The organism is Roseivirga misakiensis, from assembly GCF_001747105.1.
In the GTDB taxonomy this organism is placed as follows: Bacteria; Bacteroidota; Bacteroidia; order Cytophagales; family Cyclobacteriaceae; genus Roseivirga; species Roseivirga misakiensis.
Map to the genome: position 1 here is coordinate 1,872,126 of NZ_MDGQ01000005.1, position 24,126 is coordinate 1,896,251.

Genomic DNA, 24,126 nt, shown 5'->3' on the forward strand with positions numbered 1-24,126 from the left:
AACTGAAGATAAAACTTCCCTTTGATCAAATCAGGAGATGGTAAAACCACCAATTCTTCTAACTTCGAATTCGTAAACTTTTAGGAATGGAAAACAAAACGCACAACCTAGCCGATATTGACATTGCGCAAGCGGCCGACATAAAACATATCAATGAAGTTGCTGCCAAACTTGCTTTATCAGAAGACGATTTAGAGCATTATGGCAAATACAAGGCTAAATTACCACTCAGTCTTTTAGACAAAGACAAGGTCGAAAGAAGCAACTTGATTCTGGTCACAGCCATGACGCCTACGCCAGCTGGAGAGGGAAAAACGACGACTTCAATCGGGTTGAGCGAAGGCCTCAATAAAATAGGCAAGAAAACAACAGTTGTTCTGAGAGAGCCATCTCTAGGGCCTGTTTTCGGAATAAAAGGTGGTGCAGCTGGCGGCGGCTATGCTCAAGTCATCCCCATGGAAGATATTAACCTTCATTTCACGGGAGATTTCTCTGCGGTAGAAAAAGCGAACAACCTGCTTTCTGCGTTGATCGATAATAACATTCAAAGCAAAACCCATAACCTTAACATCGACCCTAGAACGATCGCTTGGAAACGGGTCATGGATATGAATGATAGATCGCTTAGGCAAATCACAATCGGCTTAGGCGGTACAACCAACGGAATACCGAGAGAAGATGGGTTCAATATTACGCCAGCTTCAGAAGTGATGGCTATTCTATGCATGGCAGAAAACTTCTCCGACCTTAAAGAAAGGCTCGGGAATATATTTGTGGGCTATACTTTCGATAAAAAGCCAATTTACGCGCGCGATTTAAAAGCAGAAAACGCTATGGCCATCCTCCTCAAGGACGCCATTAAACCCAATTTGGTACAAACCCTTGAGGGCAATCCAGCGGTGATTCACGGTGGCCCATTCGCAAATATTGCGCAAGGCACTAATACGGTGATTGCCACCAAAATGGGCATGTCGCTGAGTGAATATGTGGTGACCGAAGCTGGGTTTGGAGCAGATTTAGGCGCCGAAAAATTCTTTGATATTAAGTGCGCTTCTGCTGGATTAAAGCCAAAAGCGGTAGTGCTTGTAGCCACGATTAGAGCTTTGAGACATCATGGAGGCGCTAAAAAAGAAGAATATAATACGCCAAGTACCGACCGCGTCAAAGAAGGTTATGCAAACCTTGGCAAACACATAGAAAACCTACAGAAATTCGGTTTTAATCCAGTGGTTGCCATTAATGCCTTCCCGTCAGATACAGAAGAAGAAATCGATCTAATCAAAAAGAAATGTGCAGGTCAAGGGGTACATGCGGTAGTTGCCCGAGGTTGGGCGCAAGGTGGTGAAGGTATGACCGAGTTGGCGGAAGCGGTCGTAAGCACTATTGAATCATATCAAAACGACTTCCACCCGCTATACGATTGGAATGCTCCTATCAGAGAAAAGATAGAAATCATTGCCAAAGAGATTTATGGAGCTGACCAGGTTGAATTCTCGAAAAAGGCCAAGCTGCAAATGATGCGGATTGAAAAGCTAGGGTTTAGTCACCTACCCATTTGTATGGCCAAAACACAAAAGTCTTTGAGCGATAATGAATTCCGATATGGCAGGCCCCAAAATTTTGTAGTCAATGTTCGAGAATTCGAATATGCGACTGGAGCTGGCTTTATCATCCCGATACTCGGTCAAATGATGCGGATGCCTGGGCTACCTGCTGTACCAGCATCGGAAGGCATGTCCATTAACGACGAAGGCGTAATTTCTGGTTTATCATAAACCTACATCAGTAGTTTAAATTAAGCAGAAATGAAAATTAGGGTAAACGGGAATAGTGTCCGATTAAGACTGGCACCCAATGAAGTATCCGAGCTAGTACAAACGGGAAATGTCAGCGATGTATGCTATTTCCCGAATGGAAATTTTACCTATGGCGTTCGAGCTACTTCAACTTCCAAAATGAATGCTAGTTTCGTAAATGGCTATATCTCTATACATATCCCAGATACACAACTTAAAGGCTGGGACGAAAATGATAAAGTAGGCTTTGAACATACTACACCAGAAGGGCTTTTTATTCTGGTGGAAAAGGATTTTAAGTGTTTACAGCCTCGAAAACACGAGAATGAATCTCATTTGTACGAAAACCCAATCGTATCAAAATGAAACAAGACATCTCAGCTTCAACTCAAGAAATCAGTCTCAAAAGAGTCTATTCCAACGATTTAGAGAGTGTTTCAGATGTCGTAGCCATTGAAGCACCACTAGAAATAAGACTTAAATCGAAAAAAGAAATTATTGGAAAAGCAATTTCGGTAACCATGAGAACCCCTGGTGACGATGTGCTTTTAGCCAAAGGATTTCTCTTTACAGAAGGTATCCTTACCAACCATATAGATATTCTGGCATGTGAAATAACTGATGAGAATGTAGTAGAAGTGACAATACGTGAAGAAGCCAATCCAACACTTGGTAAAGCAGAAAGGAATTTCTACACAACGTCCAGTTGTGGAGTTTGTGGTAAATCATCAATTGATGCCATCAAAGTAAAAAGTCGGTTTTCACTAGAACCTGCGTTACCAAAAATCGACAAATCAGCACTTTTTAATCTTCAATCTAAAGTATTGGAACTCCAATCTGCTTTTACCCAAACCGGAGGTATACATGCCGCTGCCCTCTTTACTTCAAGCGGAGAATTAATTACCTTAAGGGAAGATGTCGGCCGGCACAATGCCACAGATAAACTGATCGGTGAATGTTGGGGAAAAGGCCTTTTACCACTTTTAGACAATATTTTGTTTCTGAGTGGCAGAGCTAGTTTTGAGTTAATTCAAAAAGCCACTATGGCTGGCATAGCGGTTATTGTGAGTGTAGGTGCCCCTTCTAGCCTAGCCATCGAATTGGCTGAAGAAAGAGGACATACGCTAGTAGGCTTCTTAAAAGAAAATAGGTTCAATATTTATTGTGGACATGAGCGAATCGAATAAGGAAGAAATTCAAGTACAACCACCAGAAGAATTCACAGGCGGTAAATTCTACAAGCCAAAGCAAACTTCTGTGGGTAAAGAAGCCATCACTTCTTCCTTGAAGCACATGAATACCTACATGAAAAAAGGTGATGCGCTCAAGCTAAGCTTGAAGATGAATCAAAAAGGAGGCTTTGATTGCCCTGGTTGTGCCTGGCCTGATCCAGATGATGAGCGTTCGAAGATTGGAGAATATTGCGAAAATGGAATTAAAGCCATCGCAGAAGAAGCTTCTAGCAAACTCTTAAAGGCTGATTTCTTTGCTCAAAACAGTGTCCAAGAAATTTCTAAAAAGTCCGATTTTGAGATCGGAAAGTTAGGGCGACTTACAGAACCAATGGTTTTAAGGGAAGGCAAAACTAATTATGAATCAATAAGTTGGGATGATTCATTTAAACTAATAGGTGATTCACTAAATAAATTGTCATCCCCTGATGAGGCCCTATTCTATACTTCCGGAAGAACATCAAACGAGGCAGCTTATTTATATCAACTATTCGTAAGAGCTTTCGGCACTAATAACCTCCCCGATTGCTCGAATATGTGTCATGAATCAAGTGGCGTTGGGCTATCAGAGACCCTAGGAATCGGTAAAGGATCGGTGACATTAGAAGATATCCATCAGGCAGAATTGCTTATTGTCATGGGTCAAAATCCAGGAACGAACCACCCTAGAATGTTGGCGGCAATTCAAAAATGCAAAGCCCAAGGTGGTAAAGTGATTACAGTAAATCCGCTCCCAGAAGCTGGCTTAATGCGCTATGTCGATCCTCAAAGCCCAAAGAAGATGCTGACTGGTGGTATTGCTGTTACTGACTTATTTCTTCCATGTAAAATCAACGGCGACGTAGCTTTTCTTAAAGCATTGATGTATGAACTGCATAAAATGGACATGGAACGTTCAGGTTCAATCATCGACTATGATTTCATAGAAGAACATACTTCTGGCTACGAAGATTTGATCAAGCAAATCAGAGATATTGATTACATGGCCTGCATTAGGCAATGCGGAATTGAGCCAAAACAAATCAGAGAGGCTGCTCAAATGGTGGCTAAAAATGAAAAAATCATTGTCTGTTGGGCCATGGGCCTCACCCAACAAGAAAACGGTGTGGATAATATCAAAGAAGTGGTAAACCTCCTACTCATGCGTGGTGCTATCGGTAAACCTGGAGCTGGCACTTGCCCAGTACGAGGCCATAGTAATGTTCAGGGTGATCGGACAATGGGTATCTGGGAGGCGCCAAAAGAAGGCTTTCTAGACAAATTAGAGGAGGTTCATGGCATTAAAGCACCCCGAAAACATGGTCATGCCGTGGTACCAGCCATCAAGGCAATGCATGAAAATGAAGCGAAGTTATTCTTCGCAATGGGTGGAAACTTTCTTTCTGCAACACCTGACACGGAGTTTACGGCCAAAGCACTCCAAAACTGCGATTTAACAGTTCATGTGTCTACCAAGCTCAATAGATCACATTTAGTACATGGCAAAACAGCATTGATTCTTCCCTGCCTTGGCAGAACGGACATTGATCAGCAAAGCGCTGGAGAACAATTTGTGTCTTGTGAGAACTCTATGGGCGTGGTTCAATCATCTCAAGGCATACTTAACCCACCTTCAGAACATTTGCTGAGCGAAGTAAAAATAGTGGCCGAACTCGCTAAAGCAACACTCACTGACTCGCCGATTGACTGGGATCACCTGGCTGATAACTACGACAATATTCGAGATGTAATCGAACAAGTCATTCCGGGCTTCGAGGACTACAATAAACGAGTCCGCCAACCAGGAGGCTTTTATTTACCAAATGGAGCCAGAGAACGAAAGTTTAACACAGCCAATGGAAAAGCGAATTTCACGATCACCAGCTTACCAGATCACTCCAAAGCCGATGATGAGTATATCATGATGACTATTAGAAGCCATGATCAATTCAACACCACTATTTATGGCTTAAATGATCGGTATAGAGGAATAAAAAACGAAAGACGTGTGGTGATGATGAACGAGTCGGATATGAAAGCTGCCGGCCTCAAGATTAAAGATGTGGTGAACTTAACCAGCGAATTCAACGGAAAAACTAGACAAGTCAACAAATTCTTAATAATCCCATACCCTATACCAAGCGGAAATGTGGCCACTTATTTTCCAGAAACAAATCCACTCGTGCCGATCGATTCTTTTGCGCGCAAAAGCTTGACGCCAGTGTCGAAAATGGTGAGAATTAGAATTCATAAGACCAATGGCTAACTCAGCGGTCAAGGGCGTGATTCTACTGGGCGGGCAAAGCTCAAGAATGGGCTCTGACAAAGCGTTTTTAGAGTGGAATGGCCAAAAAGTTCTAGACATACTGTATGAAAGAGTCGCTCTGCTAAGCGCTGAGGTTTGGTTGTCTGTAAATAGCTCGCAGTACGCAAACCTCACCGAACACTATCAATGCATTCAAGATCGGTATGAAAAAATTGGTCCAATGGGAGGAATACTTTCTGCGCTCGAAACGCTGGAAAGCGATCTACTCGTAGTGGCTATTGATATGCCCTCGATCAATGTGGAAACTCTAAAGCCATTAATCTCCGCAGGAATTTCCACCAATAAGCCAACAGCTTATTTTAGCAAAAATAGTCTTTGGCAGCCTCTACCCTCGTTTTGGCCAAAATCATGCTCAAAAACGCTAAACGAGCATATTTCTACATACGATTACGCTTTGAACAAATACTTAGAAGCATACGGTAATGGTCTACAGATGACCCATAACGAGGTGCAATTCCACAATATTAATCGCCCATCAGATTTGCCTTAATTACAACCCAAAACTACCTTTTGGTGTCAGGTATGGAAAGGTTAATTATGAAAAAGCATCTTTTTTACTTCATCGTCTTTCTTGCAGTCGGCTTAGTTTCTTGTGATGAAAATAGCACCGTCGGCGATTTACCTTCATGCATCCAAGATGAAATCGAAGGAGCACAAAAACTCAAACAAAGTGAGGCTTCAGTCATCGAATATTTATACAATGGCGAAAGAGTATTTGGCTTTGATCCTGGCGTTGTTTATCCCGATATAATGTCTACCATCGTCAACGAGGACTGTGAGGTCATCTGCCAGTTTGGAGGAATAGCTGGGCTAAATACATGTCCGGATTTTCAAGAAAATGCTGAGGAAATCGGTGTTGTTTGGCAAGGCAATTAATCCAGTTTAAGAGAATTTAATTCTGTTTATACCAAATACTTTGAATTCATTAACTTAGGATCAAAATCTTGACTAATGAATTCTAAACTATCTACACTTCTATCTCTAATTGTCCTTTTTACGATTTCTGGCTGCATGGCTGAGAAAAAAGCAGATGACAAAGGTGCAACTGAAAACGAATCAGCCTCTGAGTGGATATCTCTTTTTAATGGCGAAAACCTTGACGGTTGGGAGATGTATGGTGAAGAACCTTTTACAGAACATTGGTCGGTTGTAGATGGTGCCATTGTTTGTAACAACGGGATCGGCGAAAAGAATATTGGTTTCTTCAGGTCTATCATGACAGACCGTGATTTTGGGAATTTCGAACTAGAATTAGAGTATAAAATTGCCAAAGGCGGTAATAGCGGCATTTTCTACCATGTGATTGAAAAAGAAGGCTGGGGACATGATTATGTCAGTGGACCTGAATATCAAATCTTAGACGATGAGTTCTCACGCTCAGAAAAGGAGCCTTTTAAAATGCTCGCTTCAAATTATTCCATGTACCCTGCCACTGGCAAAAAGCCTAATGGATATATGCAGTGGAACAAAGTCAAAATTGTCTATGACAAAGGCCATGTGGAGCACTGGTTAAACGGGGAAAAGGTATTAGAATTTGAAGAGGGAAGTGAAGACTGGCTTGCAAAAAAGGCCGCTGGGAAGTGGGCAGGCTCTGACTCTTACGCGGCATCTACTACAGGTAGAATTAGCCTTCAGAATCACGGAGACGAAGTACACTACCGAAATATTAGAATCAAAGAACTATAAGGTACCCTACTGGGGCATCTGCGCACAAGTTCAGTTTACAGGAATATGAAGCATAATTTCTACTACCTACTTCATATTCAATATTTAGGTTTTCGATTTCATGGATGGGCTAAACAGCCACAGGTAAAGACTGTACACCATATGGTAGACAGAACCCTGTCCTATGTTTTTGATCATAGCGATTTCAAAACTTTGGGAGGTAGCCGAACTGATGCCATGGTATCTGCCGATCATTTTGTGTTGGAACTCTTTTTAAAGTCCCCTATCACTAATGAAAAAGCATTCTTAGATAGTTTTAACCTAAACCTTCCATCGGATATAAGGGCCTTGGCCATTGAAGCTACTGATCCTGAGTTTAACATAATTCAAAACCCGAAATCTAAAACATACTTATACTTATTTGCCTTTGGCGAAAAAGCCCATCCATTTTCTGCCCCATTTATAACCACGTTTTCTGGTCAATTGGATCTAGAGCAAATGAAAAGAGGTGCTGAATTATTTGAAGGCACTCATGAATTCCGAGCTTATTGCAAGAAGCCATCGGAAAAAACAAATACTATCCGCACCATCGATAAATGTGAAATTGTTCCTAATACTTTTTACAGCGCCAGTTTTTTTCCAGAAAACTCGTTTGCACTACATATAAAAGGGAAAGGCTTTATGCGAAATCAGATAAGAATAATGATGGGACAGCTCGTTCGATTGGGACAAGGAGAAATCGGCTTAAAAGGTTTGGAAAGCTCACTAAAAGCTGATTTTTCAGAACACCTAAGCTATATAGTGCCAGCTTCTGGCCTGACCTTGAAATGCGTGGATTTCAAATAATTTCATTAGTTCTGTAATGAATTTCGTTCACCGCCGTAATACTCTCAAATCAGTTAAGGTGATTAAATTGAAACCGAGTATTAATGAGCGATCGTGAATTTTGGGAAATAATCTCTCCCTTAAATACATCCATACTCGGTTTCGCCATACGCTTACTCAGTGATGAGGAAAAGGCTAAAGATGTTCACCAAGACACACTGGAAAAACTATGGCAAAAGCGTAAATCACTTAACAAGCACAAGAATATCAAGTCATTTGCCATGACCATCGCAAAAAACAAATGCATTGATGTAATGAGGCGTGAAGGTCGGTATATCGAACAGCGTATGGAAGACATTCAATTGTTGACCAATCAAGACTTTGAGACGCATGATATGATCGAGCAGATCAAATTGAGAATGAAGCAGTTACCTACACAGCAGCGCATGGTTATTGAGCTCAAGGATTTTCAGGGCTTTGGAAATGAAGAAATCGGTGAAATTATGGGGATGACGGTGAACAACGTTCGTGTTAACCTTTCAAGAGGTAGGAAATTTTTAACTGAATATTTCAAGCATGAGTGGCAATAGACTAGATGAATTGACTCAAAAGTTTCAAGACGGAATTTTAAGCAAACATGAGACTGAAGAGCTGAAAGGAATCTTGAAAGACTTTCCAGACAACCCATTATCTACATATTATCAGTTCGTGGATCAAATGATTCAAGAAACATCCGTTCAGGTTGATCAGGAGGATGTTTTTGAAAGAATCAATTCGAACAGAAAACGAACAAGAATTTGGAGCTATGCCGCCATGATTATTGTGGTATTCTCCTTTGCTTACTTGTTCTTACCTAAGCCTAAAGATCCTCCTTCAAATGAGGTTAGTGAAGTAGAGATAAACGAAGCTTATAAAAACTCTTTAGAAGCATTAGCAGCTATTTCTTCACTCATCAACGAGGGTGTAAATGATATTTACAAAGGCGTTGCCATATCAGCCCCCTTCCAAGATTTTAAACAACTCAATGAAACAACAAAAAAGATACTCAAAGATGAAAAAGACAATTAAAATACTACCAGTAGTAATATCCCTAATTCTTTTATTAGGACTAAATAACGGCTCTTTTGCCCAAGAAAGGTCCAATAAAATAATCAACCTAATTGAAAGTTATTCCGAGAAAGATGATGCCACTTTTTTTGAAACAACGGAAGAGATGTTCAAACTACTCGCAAAAAATATTCAACAAAACCAAGACCCTCGAATGCTCGAGTATTTTAGGAAAACCAAATATATTTCTAGTCTTCAAGTAAACGTTGGCAATGCGAATAATAGTTTTATCGATGGTTTTAAGAAAAAAGCCGATCTCAGTAATTACAATTTGCTTATGCGTTCCAAATCAAAATCTCGAAACTATAGTTTCTATAAAAAAGACCTAGAGGACAAGACCAGTGAATACTTATTGATTCATAGATCGGGTGTATACTATATGATAACAGGAATGGACATTTCTACTTTAGAAGAGATGGCTGGTGTAGTAGAAATGGTAGGTAGAGCTGGAAGCTAAAGCGCTCATTTTTTTAAAGAGGAATTACCTGAAGTCATATCAGGTAATTCCTCTTTTTTTATTGAAAAAAGTACGAACAAAAGCATTTTCTGGCATTTGATTTGCCCCGTCATGATTGGTTATAAACTCAATCAATCATGAAAAAAATAAGCGCATTATTACTCCTCTCTTTTTGTCTAACAAGCTGTATCGGTTATGGCAATGGTATCATGTCTTACGCCATAAATGGCAGTTCATCAGTAGACAAGACTTTCACCGAAGAAGAGCTCAATCGAATAGAAACCTACTTTGGTGTAAATACTAAACCCGACAAACCTTATAAGCAATTATCCTATTTGGAGGCCCTAGGCGAAGAGGGTTCTACAATGGAAGAACTGGTAAAACTATTAAAGCAGGAAGCTGCCAAATACGGCGCAGATGCCATCATTGAAATTACCAGAATGTCGGAAGCACGAGAAGTGGGCACGGCTGTCATCACAGAAGGTAATTATGTATATGACGCGATGTTATTGACAGGAATTGCCATAAAATATGAGGAAACAGCCAAAAAACTAGGCGGTAACTGATTCCCATCCTCAACGCCAAAGCACATTAATCCAGTTCATTAATCTTGTTATCTTCACTAAGTATTAACATTTAGCCTAAAATGAAGAAACAGAATTGTGTTTACATAGGTGTTAGTTTAGACGGCTATATCGCGGATTCAAATGGAAGTATAGAATATCTTGATACCTACACGTTGTCCGAAGGTGAAGATATGGGGTACTATGCATTCATGGATCGTATGGATGCTCTCGTCTTGGGACGCGTTACATTCGAGACCGTATTAGGGTTTGGAGTCCCTTGGCCTTATAAAAAGCCGGTTTATGTGCTCAGTAACACACTAGAAAAAATCCCGGAAGAATATGAGGGCAAAGTATTTCTGAAAGGCGGGGAATTAGAAGATGTGCTTTCAGAAATTCACCAAAACGGGCACTTCAGCTTATACATAGATGGAGGAAGTACTATTCAAGGCTTTTTAAGGAAAGATCTCATTGACGAAATGATAATTACAACTATTCCCATATTGATCGGCGGAGGGCACCCCCTATTTGGCGAGTTAGATAACAACCTCAAATTCATCTGCACAGAAACGAAACTGTTCAATGATAAAGTTGTCCAAAGTCGATTTCTTAGGAACCGATAAGTTGATTTCAAATACACTTGTATAACCTTGTTCGATCCTACGAATTGAATCAAAGGATTCTAACTATAAATTCTTAGCTTGAGACAACCAGTTAATTATGATATTTAGAAAAGCAACTACGGAGGATATTCCGGCTCTAGTAGAAATGCTCGCCGATGACGCATTAGGACAAGCGAGAGAAAACTTCCAAACTCCACTACCTACTGCATATCTAGATGCTTTCGAAGCGATTGACAAGGATAAAAACCAAGAATTAATCGTTGTCGAAGACCATGAAAATACAATCATCGGTACGTTGCAACTATCCTTTATCCAATACCTGACTTATCAGGGCGGTATTAGAGCCCAAATAGAAGCTGTTCGGATAAAAAAAGATAAGCGTGGTCTGGGAATTGGTAAGCAAATGTTTGAATGGGCTATCCAACACGCACGCGAGAGAAAAGCGCACCTTATTCAATTGACCAGTGATAAACAACGACCCTCTGCGATTAGGTTTTACGAAGACTTAGGCTTTAAAGCGACGCACGAGGGTATGAAATTACATTTCTAACGCTATTTAAAGGGATATTTGATCGAAACCTTTTGTCCCAGTTACTTATACTAAATAGCCTGTGATTAGAATTAGAGCCCCAAGAATGGCCAACGGCACCAAGAGCTTGGCTATAAACTTTAACCACACATTATAGGGTACATTTACCATTGCCAGTGAAGGTAAAATCAAACCCGATGGCGTAACAAATTGCATTAGACCAAACCCAAACAAATAGGCATTTACAATCTCCTCTGTGGGAACACCCACCACATTTCCAAGTGCCCCCATAATGGGCATACTTACCAATGCCAATCCAGAAGATGAGCTGATGAAAAAGGCCAAGACAAAAAAGACGACCATTAATACTGGTAAGAATACTAAGGGTGATGTGCCAGAGACCAAGCTAGAAGCTTCATTGAGCAATGTTCCCGATATTAGACCATCGTTTAATACGATCGTAATACCACGAGCCACCCCTATAATCAGCGCGACGCCGAGTAAATCTTTCGCGCCATTAACAAAAGCCCCAACAAACGCGCTTTCAGTTGTTCTTTGAACAATGCCCAATATAATAGCAGCCAAAAGGAAGAGTGCCGTCATTTCTTCAAACCACCAACCCAAAGAAGAAACACCATAAATCATTACTAAAAATGTCAAAGCAAATAAGGTTAGCAACAACCACGTCATAGTAGTCAGCTTTAGCACTGCCTCAGATTTTTTCTTTTTCTCAAAAGGATTTTGAATCCCCAAACCATGCAGAATTGAGTTTGTAGGATCATTTTTAACTTTCTCTGCGTAACGTACTATGTACCAAATCAAGACAACTGCCCCTAAGATTAACATCGCAATCCGACTCTCTATTCCCTCCGTCCAGCTGACTCCCGCTGCATCAGAAGCAATGATAGTCCCAAAAGGGTTAATCAACGCCCCCATCAAACCAATACACGATCCACCATAAACGGCGGCCACAGGAACAATTAAGTCATATCCAGCAGCCAAGAAAATAGGCACCAGAATAGGATAAAAAGCGATTGTCTCTTCTTGCATTCCAAATGTGGTTCCACCAAGAGCTATCAATAGAATTAATGAAATGATCAACCACTTCTCCCTTCCTTCCATGCGTTTAGCGAGCAAGCCAACACCTTTATCTAGCGCACCTGAATGCTGAAACACGCCGATAAATCCACCAATTATTAATACGAATAGAATGATGTCGATAGACTCGTAGATGCCTTTGATGGGCGCGAATAGTATTTCCTTAAAACCTTGTGGAGAAGCATCTTGCTCCAAATAGGTATTGGGTATAGAAACTGGCCTTCGAATCTTCCCCGATTCAAATTTGGACAACTCCATATTTAGGCCCAAACTATCTAATGTCTGCTGATTGGCTGGTAAACTCGACGCATTTTCACCAGAAATCAAAAAAACTTTTTGCGTTGAATCATAGGACAAAGTATCGAAACTACCGGCTGGTAAAAACCAAGTAGCGATAGCACTGATAATGATGATGATATAGAGAACAGAAAATGGAGATGGAAACTTAAATCGCTTCATAAAATGCCTTTAAATCGTTTAATAGCCTGTTTCAGCCTATTTAAAAAAATACAGATCCACTCGAATAAGAGATTTGCACGATCGAACTGATATAGAAAACAAGTTGATAGGTAACAAATAAAACATAAATTCTTGAACCATAATGGAATAGACGCGTTGTAACTTTGGTTAGCAACAAGGTTAACCTTTTTACAAAAGAGCAAGCTTTGACCAATTTAATCTCTAGCTTGCACGATTATTAATAATTACAACAATGAAAGAAGGAACAGTAAAATTTTTCAACGATTCAAAAGGCTTCGGCTTTATTACTGATGATGCTGATGGCAAAGAGTACTTTGTACACGTATCAGGTCTTATTGACGAAATCCGTGAAAACGACAGAGTAACTTTTGATCTGAAAGAAGGAAGAAAAGGCTTAAATGCTGTTGATGTTAAGATTGCATAAACAGCAAACTAAAATATATCAACAAGCCCTAAATTATATTTAGGGCTTTTTTTATGCCCTTTCGTATATCTTAAAGGTTATTTAAATTAAGCCGTATGAACTACAACAATCGACGTTTCAGAGCTGTGCAGAATTCTCCAAATGGAGAAGTTTCAACTGATTTGATTTTTCATTACTTCCAAAATGATGAGATTCTCACTTGCGAATATGCTGGTGGCCAAATTAGAAAAGGACACCTGATCGGCTTGGTTGGAAATGACGGTACAATTGAAATGCGTTATCATCAAATTAATCAATCTGATGAACTTATGACAGGCCGCTGTACGTCCAAACCAGAACTTTTGAGTAACGGAAAGATTAGGTTACACGAGTCATGGCAATGGACTTCTGGAGACTTGTCAGAGGGAACTTCTACTTTAGAGGAAGTTTGAACTTTAAAGCCATGGTGACGATTAACTCAAATTGTTATTGCTTGATTAACCTTTGATTCTCCTTAGCTTTATGCCATGGATGGTACAAATCGCTCAGACATTCAAATAGGAATCGAAGTAAATATCGTTTTGAAAAAAGATCAGCGCAGTGGAAAACTGACGCATGGCTTTGTCAAAGACATCCTTACAAAAGCGTCTAAACATACTCATGGAATTAAAGTAAGGCTAAAAGACGGTCAGATCGGCAGAGTGAAAGAAATCCTTTAGTCTTGTTAGAAATCGTATATCAAGATGATCATTTTGTAGCGATTAATAAACCGAATGGTTTGTTAGTACATCGCTCACCGATAGCCAGTAACACGGATACCTACGCCGTGCAACTGCTAAGAGATCAAATCGACCAATATGTTCATCCAGTTCATCGTTTGGACCGAAAAACTTCAGGAGTTTTACTTTTTGCTTTGGATAAAGATGTGCTGAGAAATGTTCAGGAGCAATTTGCCAATCATCAGACAAAAAAGACTTACTGGGCTATTCTTAGAGGATATTCAGCACAAGAAGGTACCATATATTATGCCCTCACCAACGAAAAAGGAAAGTCTCAAGAAGCCATCACCAACTATAAAACATTAGAGACCACGGAGATCGACGTACCATTTGGGAAACATGCCACTTCAAGATATTCCTTAATAGAAGCCACTCCTGTGACTGGCAGAATGCATCAATTACGAAAACATTTCGCTCACATTCTACATCCCATCATCGGTGATAGACCTCATGGTTGTAACAAACAGAATAAACTCTTTCTGGAAAAGTGGCAGATGGGAACCATGCTTCTACACGCGGCCAAACTAGAATTGGTTCATCCGATAAGCAAAAAGAAGCTTATTCTAGAAGCTAAACTCTCAACCGAGTTTAGTCGGATGATGAAGGCGCTTGAGTTTGAGTACCAACTCCCTCGACCAAAGGATCTTCCTTATAAGGAACTTCCTTAAGAATGTGCTTTATTACGGCTAATCGAGCAACAGTCTTTCTGTTGGCTTTTAATATTACCCAAGGATTCTTATCCGTATGCGTATGAGAAAACATACGTTCCTTATACTCGGTGTAAGTATCCCAAAGTTCTTGGGCTTTTTCGTCAACAGGTGACATTTTCCATCGCTTCAATGGATTTTCTCGAATGTCTAAAAATCGCTTTGCCTGCTCCTCCTTGGTGATGGAGAAATATATTTTTAACAAAATGATACCGTCGTTAGTGATCATTTCTTCAAAGCTATTTACTTCAGCCATAAATCGCTCATATTCTTCTTCTGAACAGAATCCATTCACGGGTTCTACCACAGCCCTATTGTACCAACTCCTATCGAAAAAGACCATTTCTCCCGGATTCGGTAACTGGTTAATGTAACGCTGAAAATACCACTGCCCCCGCTCCTGTTCTGTAGGTTTTGGTAAGGCAACAACTCGATAGTTTCGTGGATTTAATCGATGCGTCGCACGTCTAATCGCACCACCTTTTCCGGCGGCATCTCGCCCTTCGAAAAGGAGGCAAACACGCTTATTATATTTGATAACCCACTGCTGTAAGTCGATCAACTGAGCCTGATAATCTTCTAAAGTTTTCTCGTATTTGACGTAACGTAAGACCTTCTCAGGATTAATTTGATCTCCCTGTTCAAGCATCATTTTAATGGCCGAACTACTGTTTAATAACTTAAGCTCTTTGTCTGAAAAATTATATGGTTCGGTCATTAGGCTAAGTGATAAATTGAACGATGAAATCTCATAACTACATTAGGATCAGGCAAAACCGTGGTATTTGCCTCCTCTTTGCCTTCATATTCAAATTTTGAAAGCACATAACGTATACTTTCCAATCGTGCTATTTTTTTATCATTTGTCTGAAGGATCGTCCATGGACTAAAACTAGTATGTGTATGGGCGAACATCTGTTCCTTATAGTAGGTGTATTTTTCCCATAGCTCTTGCCCCCGCTCGTCTACAGGACTTAGTTTCCATGATTTAAGTGGATCATACTTTCGACCATTAAATCGCTTTTGTTGCTGCTCTTTAGTAATAGAAAACCAAAGTTTAATGACATGGATACCGTCCTCAAACAACATGTGTTCGAATTCTGGTACTTGGCGCATAAACTGTTGATACTGTTCTTTAGAGCAAAACCCCATTACCGGTTCCACAACCGCCCTATTATACCAGCTCCTATCAAAAAATACGATCTCGCCCGCGTTAGGTAGTTCTTTTATATATCGCCTGAAATACCACTGTTTCATCTCCAAATCAGTAGGCTTGTTCAAGGCCACCACCCGCATTGCTCTTGGGTTTAAATGTTCTGAAAAACGCTTAATAGCACCACCTTTTCCTGCTGCATCTCTACCTTCCAAAATGACGGCCACGCGTTGACCTGTTTCTACTATCCAGCGTTGCAACTTCACCATTTCTACCTGAAGCTGCTCCAGCTGACTTTCATAATCCAGATTGAATAATGCTTTCTCAAGCTTCTTACCACTATTTACTAGGGCTTCCTCGAGATCAGCACGGCTTTTAACCCTATTAAAATCCTCATTTGTGAGGCTATTCTTGGCTTTTGGTTCATCCATCGACGGATCTTCCTCACCGATAATTTCAATCATCGCTTAAAAATTATGTAACAAATCAAAAATAAAGAAAAAGGGATGAGAAGCACATGACTTAAATCATGAACTTATTATTAAATCACCTTTATCGATCGTAATACTGAAGCTTTTGAAAAATCGTTATAGATTAGCCACTACAAAATTTATTATGAAGTTCACCACCTCCACTTTCCTCTTATTCTTATTCGCCTTTTCGGTATCCGCTCAAGATACTATTATCACCATGAAAGGAGATACTTTAAACGGATCATTTTCACTCGCAAAAAGTAATGGAAATGAGTTTGTAAACTTCACCAGTAATCAGGGTAAAAAAGAGCGTTTCAGGCTTTTTGATGTGAAACAAATTAAGACTGCGGATGGAGAAATATTAGAGCCAATCAGGGTTGATAAGCGCTATACTTTTGGTAAGGTAATGGCCAAAGGTTACCTAAGCCTACATAGCTACAGATCAGAAAACTCTAATGTTACTTTCAATCAGCAAATTTTAACGAACTATGATGGCAGCAGTCTCGCCGTACCCGGTGCTTTTGGCTTTAAAAAGGCAGTGAGTAGGTTTTTGGAAGCATGCCCCGCAGTTAGTGAAAAAGTAAATGACAAAACACTTGGCAGAGATGATTTGGATCAAATAATTACGGAATACAACAACTGTATTGGAGCGCTAGCGAATAAAAATAAAAGCAATACTAGCGAAACAACTAAAAATAAAGCGGCTACATCACCCACACTAGCATCGCAAAAGAGTGATTTCGAGACGCTTTTAAAGTATTCAGATGTTATCGAAAATAAGGAGGATGTTTCGGATATGCTTAATGACTTGGTCCAAAAGCTCTCCACGGGGCAAGCTATACCTAACTATTTAAGAAAAATTATGACTGAAGCGGTATCGAAAGATGCCAAGCTAAGCGCGCTACTGAAAAAAATACTTGAGTAATTATTTCACATGTGCTCTAAAGCTTAGCACCTGAACCGGTTTTTTAGGGTCATTGCTAAAGATGGCTATTGTCTTTTTTTCTAGCCCCAACCTACCTTTTGCATTAAAGGTGACCCGAAGCCTCTGGGAAGATCCTGGTGAGATTGAGCTGATCTGATTGAAGGCCAAACAGTCACAATTGGACTCCATTTTTTCAATCTCTAACAACTCATTACCATTATTTGCTAAAGAAATAACCACATCTTTTGATTGCCCGACTTTTATTACTTTGAAATCATAGTTGATAATATTGGAATACAATCGAGCCCCGCTAGGTTCATCAGTCCTTGGCAGTAAAGTATATTGGATAGGTAAGGCTACCAGAAGCTTACTCTCTTGATATATTTTGACGATTTTCCGTTGAAACCCCAATTGAGACGCGTCATTTGAAGCAAAACTTATTTGCATTTGAGCAAATTGATGGTGATTCACTTGATCGGATGAAAAACTGACTTGAATAGAATCGCTCACAGTCAATTTATCCAAATCCAACAGGTCTTCTCCTCCTAAATTATAAACATCGAATTGCGCCTTGAGTGTATCTCCCCTATATCCAGCTTTCAGATTGAATACTTCTTCTTTAGTTCTAAAAGGCCAGTAGACATTTCTATAAGCCTTAAAAACATCAAGCTCTCCTTGCAATACTTTGAATGTGAGTTGATAGCCATGAAGTAAAAAATCATCACCATCCAGAAGCCTCAATTCATATTCATAATCCCCAGCTTCTGTAGGTAACGCTATATTAATAGGAATATCGATACTCTCCCCCGACCGGACTTTGGTTGATCCTTCTTCAAACTTTAAGTTTGAATGATCCGTCCACAAGTTTAAATCCACATCTTTTTCGCCACGATTTGTCCAAGTGATGGTTCGCTTAAACCGTTTAAACTCACCTTCTAACACACCCAAATCCATAAATTCAAGAGCTTGGCCAAAGCCCATATCACCGATAAACACAATCAGAGCGAGTGATAAAATAAAACGTTTCAATAGTCTTAAAAACATAAATGAGGTCTGGTCTCTAAAGCACACGAAATTAAACGTTGATTTTTTGAATTGAGCATGTCTTTATTATTTAATTTGCCCAAAATATTACGAATGGCACGAATACTTACTGGCATACAGAGTTCAGGTAAACCACACCTTGGTAATATCCTTGGTGCTATGAAACCAGCGATAGATTTATCCAATGATGACAAAAACGATTCATTCTTCTTCATTGCCGACCTTCACTCTTTAACCACTATCAAGGACCCAAAAGTAAGAATTGAGAATACGAACGCTGTGGCTGCAGCTTGGTTGGCATTTGGTTTCGATACGGCCAAAAACACTTTTTACCGCCAGTCGCGTGTGCCTGAAGTATGTGAGCTAAACTGGTACCTCAACTGTTTTGCACCCTACCCTATGTTGGCCAATGCGCATAGCTTTAAAGACAAATCAGACCGACTGGCAGATGTAAATGCTGGTTTATTCGTTTATCCTGTCCTTATGGCCTGCGACATTCTCCTTTACGATGCGAACATAGTGCCTGTGGGTAAAGATCAGCGTCAACACTTAGAGATGACAAGAGACATTGCCAATTCTTTTAACCATCAATATGGTGACGTTTTTGTGTTACCTGACGCCCAAATCAATGAGGAGGTCATGACGATTCCAGGTATTGATGGGCAAAAAATGAGTAAGTCCTATGGAAATACAATTGATATTTTCCAAACAGATAAGGCGCTCCGCAAGAACATCATGAAAATTGTATCGGATAGCACACCACTAGAGGATCCAAAAGATCCAGCAAATGACATCACTTTTTCACTATTCGAGCTTTTGGCAGATGACGATCAAATTGCGGAAATGAAATCAAATTATCTGGGAGGCAACTATGGTTATGGCCATGCCAAACAAGCCCTCTATGAGCTGATAATTTCTAAATACAGCAAAGAAAGGGAGACGTATAATCACTACATCGAAAACCCTGCATTATTAGAAGAGCAATTGCTCATCGGTGAAGAAAAGGCCAGAAAAGTGGCAAGAGAAGTGCTCGATAGAGTGAAAAGCGTCTTAGGTTTTGCCTAAAATCTAAGGTCTAATACACTTAATCGAAGTAATAGGACGGTTGAACGAATTGGTAGCCTAGGGACTATCAAGACAAGGTAGGTTTGTCAAAACTTACTTGTTATGAATACCAAATATTTACTCCCAATTGTCCTAGTCTTCATTTTCAGTGCTTGTATTGAGCAACCAGAGATCATTGAGCCACCTCTTGAGGACGTAGAATTAACCTTTCCTGATGGTTTTAATTTCAAAACTAGTCGATCACTAGATATTTCTATTGAAGACGATCGACAAGGGGTGATTTATGAGATAAGTTATTTATTAGAAGATCAAAAACAGGTTTTAGGAAGATACAATCGAACAGGCAACAACACCATCATTCATATTTCCATACCGACCTCCACTCAAGAAATTGAGATTCTACAAAAATCATCCACTGGTGAAGCGCTATACCTCTTTGAGGTTCCAACAAATGCTATAACGCTAGAGGCAGATTTAAATATTAATACCATTGGCCAATCAGCTTTTACGACTAATAATGACTGTATCGATAGGCTTTATGCAGTTGAAAGTTCGAATCGTGGATTTTGGAGTATAGATTTGACAAGCGGCGATTATGAGGATACCGATTTACCACTTTTAGAGGGAGGTGGTTCTATTGCCTGCGCACTTGACCAATCGCAAGGCCTTGTCTATTACAACGTAAGAGAAACTTTATATCAATATGACGTAGCAACGGGAGCATTCAGTGTGGCGCAAGAAGGAAACCCCTTCAATGGGAATTATCCACGCCTCACCTACTACGACGGGCATTTTTGGATGAGTAATGGCACAAAGCTCTATAAGGTAGATGCTGTGACTAACGAAACTGTGGCTAGTTATACCATTTCAGGATTCGTAAACAATAGTTCTGGAGGCGATTTGGCGTTTGATTCAAACGGAGAACTATATCTCGCTTGTTTTTCAGGCCTCTATAAATTCGACAGTTTCAACGGCAACCAAGCAACGCTTATCAGAATTAGTGCCGAGAACTTTCCTTTTCAACTTACGTCTATGGCGATCGATCGCGAGGATCGAATATATGTCGCAACGAATGACGGTAATTCAAAATTGATAGAAATCAGTAAAGAAGATGGTTCTTACCAAATACTGAAAACCTATAACCACAAAATCAATGACCTTACGGCTTGGCGTTGTTCTGCCGATGAATTACCTCAACAAGACTCTGATAATGATGGAGTTATTGATAAATTAGACGATTATCCGAATGATGCAGACGTTGCTTTCGATGTATATACTCCGTCAGCGTTGGGCATGGGTACGCTCGCTTATGAAGACTTGTGGCCAGTCCAAGGAGATTATGACTTTAACGATTTGGTGATCGGCTATCGCTTCGTAAATGTGATGAATAGTAGTAACCGATCGGTTCGAATGGAAATAGAATTGACAATTAAAGCTGTCGGTGCAGGCGATCATAGTGGTTTCGCCATAGAGCTTCCATTCAACAAAACAGATATTGCGTCTGTAACGGGTCACGAAGTAAACGGTAGTCTAATTTCACTAGATGCCAATGGACTCGAAGCAGGGCAGTCAAAAGCCGTGATAGTCATATTCAACGATGCCTATGATCATGTATCGCCAAATCCAGGAGAAACTTTTGTGAATACGGTGGATAGTGAAAATTCTACGGCCACAAAATCCTTCAATATTCTGGTCCAATTTGTAAGTCCGATAGAGGCTTCGCAAATGAGTGAGGCTCCGTTTAACCCTTTCATTTTCTCAAGTTATAATAGAGGTAAAGAAATACATTTGAGCGGAAAATCACCGACTGATTTAGCCGATATAAGCCTCTTTGGTACTGCAGATGATGACACCAACCCAGGTTTTAACAAGTTCTATCAAAATGTAGACAACCTACCATGGGCCATTAATGTAATTCACAATTTCAGGCATCCAATAGAAAAGACTCGAATCGATAAGGCTTATAATCGCTTTAGAGACTGGGGTATGAGCAGAGGGACAAATTACAAAGACTGGTATGGCGACAATTCTGGTTACAGGAATCTGTCTAAAATATACCTTCGCGACTAACTAATCTTCACTTTTCTTGTAATTTTCTGAACCAATAGCTGCACCAAACGCTTAAGTTTATCGTTAGCTTGTTATAAATTAGTGGTAATGAAGGTTTTCAAGAGTTTATTAGCTGTCCTAATCTCGTTAAGCATTGTGTCTTGTGGTGATGATTCTACAGCGGACGCAGAGTTTACTGGCAATGAAGTGAGACTGGAAATGATTCCTGGCACGGTTCAAGGGAATACAACCACAGGAACCTTAGTGATTAAAGAGAAAAGCAATGGACAGGCACAGCTTGAAATCACACTAAACAATGCCTTAAGCAATGCCGATCATCCAGTTCACCTCCACTTTGGGAGCCTAGACGATGATGGTGAAGTAGCCTTACTACTCGGTAGGTTAAGAGAAAGCAACGGAATAGGTTCGAGCACGACCATCTTAAATGCGCTTGATGACAACACGGAAATCACGTATTCCAGCTTCTTAAACTTTGATGGAAGTATTAAAATCCACTTTGAAGATTCAGGACCATTGGAAAATGAAATCCTTGGTGCTGTGAACGTGGGCATCAACAGAGTACAAAACCAAGCTTATCTGGATGGCATTAAATCCATCACAGTTTGTAATTCAGAGTTTAAAAACTAGACTCCCCTTTCTTCGGATTTGAATTAGGCTATTTCTGGCTCCATTAAAGCCTGATGAATCTATGCGTATTCCAACGACTAATTCTATTTCACTTTCATAGAAAACATAACCTCGTTTGGCTATTTTCTTAATATTATTGCGCTGAAATAAATCTTACTATGCACAATCCCCTACTCAGCAAGTTTCAAACTCCGTTTAATACGCCTCCTTTTGAAGAGATAACGAATGATCACTTCAAACCAGCTATTGAACAACTCATTAGCGAGGCAAAAAAGGAAATCGATGACATCATAAAGAATGAAGCAAAAGCGGATTTCGACAATACTATTGTTGCTCTTGAAAAAAGTGGTAAGCAACTCGATCGCGCTTCTTCAGTTTTCTTCAATTTAAACTCTGCTGAGACAAGTGATGAAATTCAGCTATTAGCAAGAGATATATCGCCGTTACTAACAGAGTTTTCTAATGACATTCTGTTGAACCAATCCCTTTTCGCTAGAGTAAAAGAGGTTTTTGATACTATTGACCAATCAAATTTGACTGAGGAGCAGCAAACCTTACTGAGCAAGACTTATAAAGGATTTGTGAGAAACGGTGCGTTACTGAATGAGGTGGATAAAGAAAAGCTTAGGAGTATAGATGTAGAGTTATCACAACTTTCGCTTGAATTTGGAGAACATGTGCTTGCCGAAACCAACAAATATGAAATGGTTTTGACAAATGAGTCCGATTTAGAAGGATTACCCCCTTTCGCCATAGAGCAAGCGAAAGAAACAGCCAAAGAAAAAGGACATGACGACTCTTGGGTTATTACCCTTGATTACCCAAGTTATGTGCCCTTCATGACTTATGCCAAGCAGCGTCACCTGAGAAAAGAGTTAAGTATCGCTTTTTCTACCAAAGCCTTTAAAGGTGATGAGCTGGATAACCAAGAAATTGTCAAAAAGATAGTAAACCTCAGAAATGAGCGCGCTGCTCTTTTAGGTTACGAAACGCATGCGCATTTCATTTTAGAAGAACGCATGGCTGAATCACCTAAGAAAGTAATGGATTTCTTAGGAGAGATACGCGAATATGGGAAACCCGGTGCCGAAGATGATGTGCAACAAGTAGCTGAATTCGCCAAATCACTTGATGGTTTGGAGGATTTGCAAAAATGGGATTTCGGTTATTACTCAGAAAAGCTCAAAAAAGAGAAATACAGCATAGACGATGAGCTGCTGAAACCATATTTTCAATTAGAAAAAGTTGTTGAAGGAGTTTTTAAAACTGCCGAACTACTTTTTGGCTTAACCTTCGAACAAAACGACGAAATCCAAAAGTACCATCAAGATGTGACGGTGTATGAAGTGAAGGATGAAAATGGAGCACATGTGTCTGTATTCTATGCCGATTTCTTTCCGCGAGCCGGCAAAAGGGCTGGAGCTTGGATGACTTCTTATGCGGGACAATTCAAAGATGGAAACGAGAACCACCGACCGCATGTATCTATTGTTTGTAATTTTACCAAACCGACCGGAACTACGCCTTCCTTACTCACCTTTAATGAAGTAACAACACTTTTCCATGAGTTTGGGCACGCTTTGCACGGTATGTTGGCCAATGGCACTTACGAAAGCCTATCCGGCACTAGTGTATTTTGGGATTTTGTAGAACTACCTTCGCAGATTTTAGAAAATTGGTGCTATGAAAAAGAATGCCTCGACCTATTCGCTACACATTATGAAACAGGCGAACCTATACCAACCGAATTGATAGAGAAGATTAAAGCCTCTGCCAACTTTATGGAAGGTTATCAGACGATGCGTCAATTGACATTCGGATTGTTAGATATGGCTTGGCATGGGCAAGACAATTCAGGAGTCAATGATGTAGAAGCCTTTGAGAAGGATATTTTTGCTCAAACTGATGTGCTACCAGCAGTATCAGGTACAAATATGAGCTGCTCATTCTCTCATATTTTCCAGGGCGGCTATTCGGCAGGCTATTATAGCTACAAATGGGCAGAAGTGCTCGATGCAGATGCCTTTGCCTATTTCAAAGAGCATGGCATTTTCAATAAAGAAATCGCCAATAAATTCAAGGAACACGTTCTTTCAGCAGGAGGATCAGCCCACCCGATGACGCTTTATAAACGATTTAGAGGTCAAGAACCTGATGTGAAGGCACTATTAAAACGAGCTGGACTTTTAAAGGATTGAGT

Annotated in this window: 27 protein-coding genes; 23 read left to right on the forward strand and 4 right to left on the reverse strand. The window is 40.1% G+C overall.

Annotated elements, in window-relative coordinates; genetic code table 11:
* Window positions 1–86: 86 nt before the first annotated feature.
* The 14 genes from BFP71_RS15670 (at window position 87) to BFP71_RS15735 (ending at window position 11,123) form a co-directional block, all read left to right on the forward strand.
* Complete coding sequence (locus BFP71_RS15670) at window positions 87–1,775, forward strand: formate--tetrahydrofolate ligase (RefSeq protein WP_069836381.1); 1,689 nt, start codon at window positions 87–89, stop codon at window positions 1,773–1,775.
* A 30-nt stretch (window positions 1,776–1,805) separates the two neighbouring features.
* Window positions 1,806–2,162, forward strand: coding sequence for a DUF7009 family protein (locus BFP71_RS15675; protein ID WP_069836382.1), 357 nt, complete (start codon window positions 1,806–1,808; stop codon window positions 2,160–2,162).
* The gene (fdhD, locus tag BFP71_RS15680; protein ID WP_069836383.1) at window positions 2,159–2,983 is read left to right on the forward strand and encodes a formate dehydrogenase accessory sulfurtransferase FdhD; all 825 of its coding nucleotides are present in this window, start codon (window positions 2,159–2,161) and stop codon (window positions 2,981–2,983) included. The genes BFP71_RS15675 and fdhD overlap by 4 nt, the downstream gene beginning before the upstream one ends.
* Window positions 2,967–5,273: an FdhF/YdeP family oxidoreductase gene (locus BFP71_RS15685; protein WP_069836384.1), complete on the forward strand. Its 2,307-nt coding sequence runs from the start codon at window positions 2,967–2,969 to the stop codon at window positions 5,271–5,273. Before fdhD ends, BFP71_RS15685 begins: the two co-directional genes overlap by 17 nt.
* Window positions 5,266–5,823 carry a molybdenum cofactor guanylyltransferase gene (locus tag BFP71_RS15690; protein ID WP_069836385.1) on the forward strand — a complete coding sequence of 186 codons (558 nt, stop codon included), beginning with the start codon at window positions 5,266–5,268 and terminating at the stop codon, window positions 5,821–5,823. Before BFP71_RS15685 ends, BFP71_RS15690 begins: the two co-directional genes overlap by 8 nt.
* 47 nt (window positions 5,824–5,870) lie before the next feature.
* A complete protein-coding gene (locus BFP71_RS15695) occupies window positions 5,871–6,209 on the forward strand; it encodes a DUF6970 domain-containing protein (RefSeq protein ID WP_069836386.1) in 339 nt (112 codons plus the stop codon).
* Between the two features lie 75 nt (window positions 6,210–6,284).
* Window positions 6,285–7,019, forward strand: a complete 735-nt coding sequence (locus BFP71_RS15700) for a 3-keto-disaccharide hydrolase (RefSeq protein WP_088125078.1) — start codon at window positions 6,285–6,287, stop codon at window positions 7,017–7,019.
* A 45-nt stretch (window positions 7,020–7,064) separates the two neighbouring features.
* Window positions 7,065–7,844 (forward strand): tRNA pseudouridine synthase A, encoded by a 780-nt coding sequence (locus BFP71_RS15705; RefSeq protein ID WP_069836388.1) that lies wholly within the window; start codon window positions 7,065–7,067, stop codon window positions 7,842–7,844.
* Between the two features lie 83 nt (window positions 7,845–7,927).
* Window positions 7,928–8,413, forward strand: coding sequence for an RNA polymerase sigma factor (locus tag BFP71_RS15710; RefSeq protein ID WP_069836389.1), 486 nt, complete (start codon window positions 7,928–7,930; stop codon window positions 8,411–8,413).
* Entirely contained in the window at window positions 8,400–8,891 is a 492-nt protein-coding gene (locus tag BFP71_RS15715; RefSeq protein WP_069836390.1) for a hypothetical protein, read from the forward strand. The genes BFP71_RS15710 and BFP71_RS15715 overlap by 14 nt, the downstream gene beginning before the upstream one ends.
* A complete protein-coding gene (locus tag BFP71_RS15720; RefSeq protein WP_069836391.1) occupies window positions 8,875–9,387 on the forward strand; it encodes a DUF4252 domain-containing protein in 513 nt (170 codons plus the stop codon). Before BFP71_RS15715 ends, BFP71_RS15720 begins: the two co-directional genes overlap by 17 nt.
* Before the next feature lie 137 nt (window positions 9,388–9,524).
* Complete coding sequence (locus BFP71_RS15725) at window positions 9,525–9,953, forward strand: hypothetical protein (RefSeq protein ID WP_141719784.1); 429 nt, start codon at window positions 9,525–9,527, stop codon at window positions 9,951–9,953.
* An 80-nt stretch (window positions 9,954–10,033) separates the two neighbouring features.
* A complete protein-coding gene (locus BFP71_RS15730; RefSeq protein WP_069836393.1) occupies window positions 10,034–10,573 on the forward strand; it encodes a dihydrofolate reductase family protein in 540 nt (179 codons plus the stop codon).
* Window positions 10,574–10,670: 97 nt separating this feature from the next.
* Complete coding sequence (locus BFP71_RS15735) at window positions 10,671–11,123, forward strand: GNAT family N-acetyltransferase (protein WP_069836394.1); 453 nt, start codon at window positions 10,671–10,673, stop codon at window positions 11,121–11,123.
* Window positions 11,124–11,168: 45 nt separating this feature from the next.
* On the opposite strand, the gene BFP71_RS15740 is transcribed toward BFP71_RS15735, so the two are convergent.
* Window positions 11,169–12,659 (reverse strand): YfcC family protein, encoded by a 1,491-nt coding sequence (locus tag BFP71_RS15740; RefSeq protein WP_069836395.1) that lies wholly within the window; start codon window positions 12,657–12,659, stop codon window positions 11,169–11,171.
* 253 nt (window positions 12,660–12,912) lie between these two features.
* Here BFP71_RS15740 and BFP71_RS15745 point away from each other — a divergent pair, with 253 nt between their 5' ends.
* The 4 genes from BFP71_RS15745 to BFP71_RS15760 all read left to right on the forward strand — a co-directional run bounded on the left by BFP71_RS15745 (window position 12,913) and on the right by BFP71_RS15760 (window position 14,530).
* On the forward strand, window positions 12,913–13,104 hold the full coding sequence (locus BFP71_RS15745) for a cold-shock protein (protein ID WP_069836396.1): 192 nt from the start codon (window positions 12,913–12,915) through the stop codon (window positions 13,102–13,104).
* Window positions 13,105–13,199: 95 nt separating this feature from the next.
* Window positions 13,200–13,535 (forward strand): n-acetylglutamate synthase, encoded by a 336-nt coding sequence (locus tag BFP71_RS15750; RefSeq protein ID WP_069836397.1) that lies wholly within the window; start codon window positions 13,200–13,202, stop codon window positions 13,533–13,535.
* A gap of 75 nt (window positions 13,536–13,610) precedes the next feature.
* Window positions 13,611–13,802 (forward strand): YwbE family protein, encoded by a 192-nt coding sequence (locus tag BFP71_RS15755; protein ID WP_069836398.1) that lies wholly within the window; start codon window positions 13,611–13,613, stop codon window positions 13,800–13,802.
* 2 nt (window positions 13,803–13,804) lie between these two features.
* Window positions 13,805–14,530: a pseudouridine synthase gene (locus BFP71_RS15760; protein ID WP_069836399.1), complete on the forward strand. Its 726-nt coding sequence runs from the start codon at window positions 13,805–13,807 to the stop codon at window positions 14,528–14,530.
* On the opposite strand, the gene ppk2 (BFP71_RS15765) is transcribed toward BFP71_RS15760, so the two are convergent.
* Entirely contained in the window at window positions 14,451–15,287 is an 837-nt protein-coding gene (gene ppk2 / locus BFP71_RS15765; RefSeq protein ID WP_069836400.1) for a polyphosphate kinase 2, read from the reverse strand. The two genes, BFP71_RS15760 and ppk2 (BFP71_RS15765), sit on opposite strands and share 80 nt — an antisense overlap.
* Window positions 15,287–16,186, reverse strand: coding sequence for a polyphosphate kinase 2 (ppk2, locus tag BFP71_RS15770; RefSeq protein WP_245701857.1), 900 nt, complete (start codon window positions 16,184–16,186; stop codon window positions 15,287–15,289). Before ppk2 (BFP71_RS15770) ends, ppk2 (BFP71_RS15765) begins: the two co-directional genes overlap by 1 nt.
* 151 nt (window positions 16,187–16,337) lie before the next feature.
* Here ppk2 (BFP71_RS15770) and BFP71_RS15775 point away from each other — a divergent pair, with 151 nt between their 5' ends.
* Window positions 16,338–17,120 (forward strand): hypothetical protein, encoded by a 783-nt coding sequence (locus tag BFP71_RS15775; RefSeq protein WP_069836401.1) that lies wholly within the window; start codon window positions 16,338–16,340, stop codon window positions 17,118–17,120.
* Here the strand turns inward: BFP71_RS15775 and BFP71_RS15780 are convergent, their stop codons facing one another.
* Entirely contained in the window at window positions 17,121–18,164 is a 1,044-nt protein-coding gene (locus tag BFP71_RS15780; RefSeq protein WP_069836402.1) for a DUF1573 domain-containing protein, read from the reverse strand.
* A gap of 93 nt (window positions 18,165–18,257) precedes the next feature.
* Here BFP71_RS15780 and trpS point away from each other — a divergent pair, with 93 nt between their 5' ends.
* From trpS to BFP71_RS15800, 4 genes are all read left to right on the forward strand, one after another.
* Window positions 18,258–19,229, forward strand: a complete 972-nt coding sequence (trpS, locus tag BFP71_RS15785; protein ID WP_069836403.1) for a tryptophan--tRNA ligase — start codon at window positions 18,258–18,260, stop codon at window positions 19,227–19,229.
* Between the two features lie 102 nt (window positions 19,230–19,331).
* Window positions 19,332–21,299 carry an LruC domain-containing protein gene (locus tag BFP71_RS15790; protein WP_069836404.1) on the forward strand — a complete coding sequence of 656 codons (1,968 nt, stop codon included), beginning with the start codon at window positions 19,332–19,334 and terminating at the stop codon, window positions 21,297–21,299.
* A gap of 87 nt (window positions 21,300–21,386) precedes the next feature.
* Window positions 21,387–21,926: a hypothetical protein gene (locus BFP71_RS15795; RefSeq protein WP_069836405.1), complete on the forward strand. Its 540-nt coding sequence runs from the start codon at window positions 21,387–21,389 to the stop codon at window positions 21,924–21,926.
* Window positions 21,927–22,084: 158 nt separating this feature from the next.
* Complete coding sequence (locus BFP71_RS15800) at window positions 22,085–24,124, forward strand: M3 family metallopeptidase (RefSeq protein WP_069836406.1); 2,040 nt, start codon at window positions 22,085–22,087, stop codon at window positions 24,122–24,124.
* The last annotated feature ends 2 nt before the right edge of the window (window positions 24,125–24,126 follow it).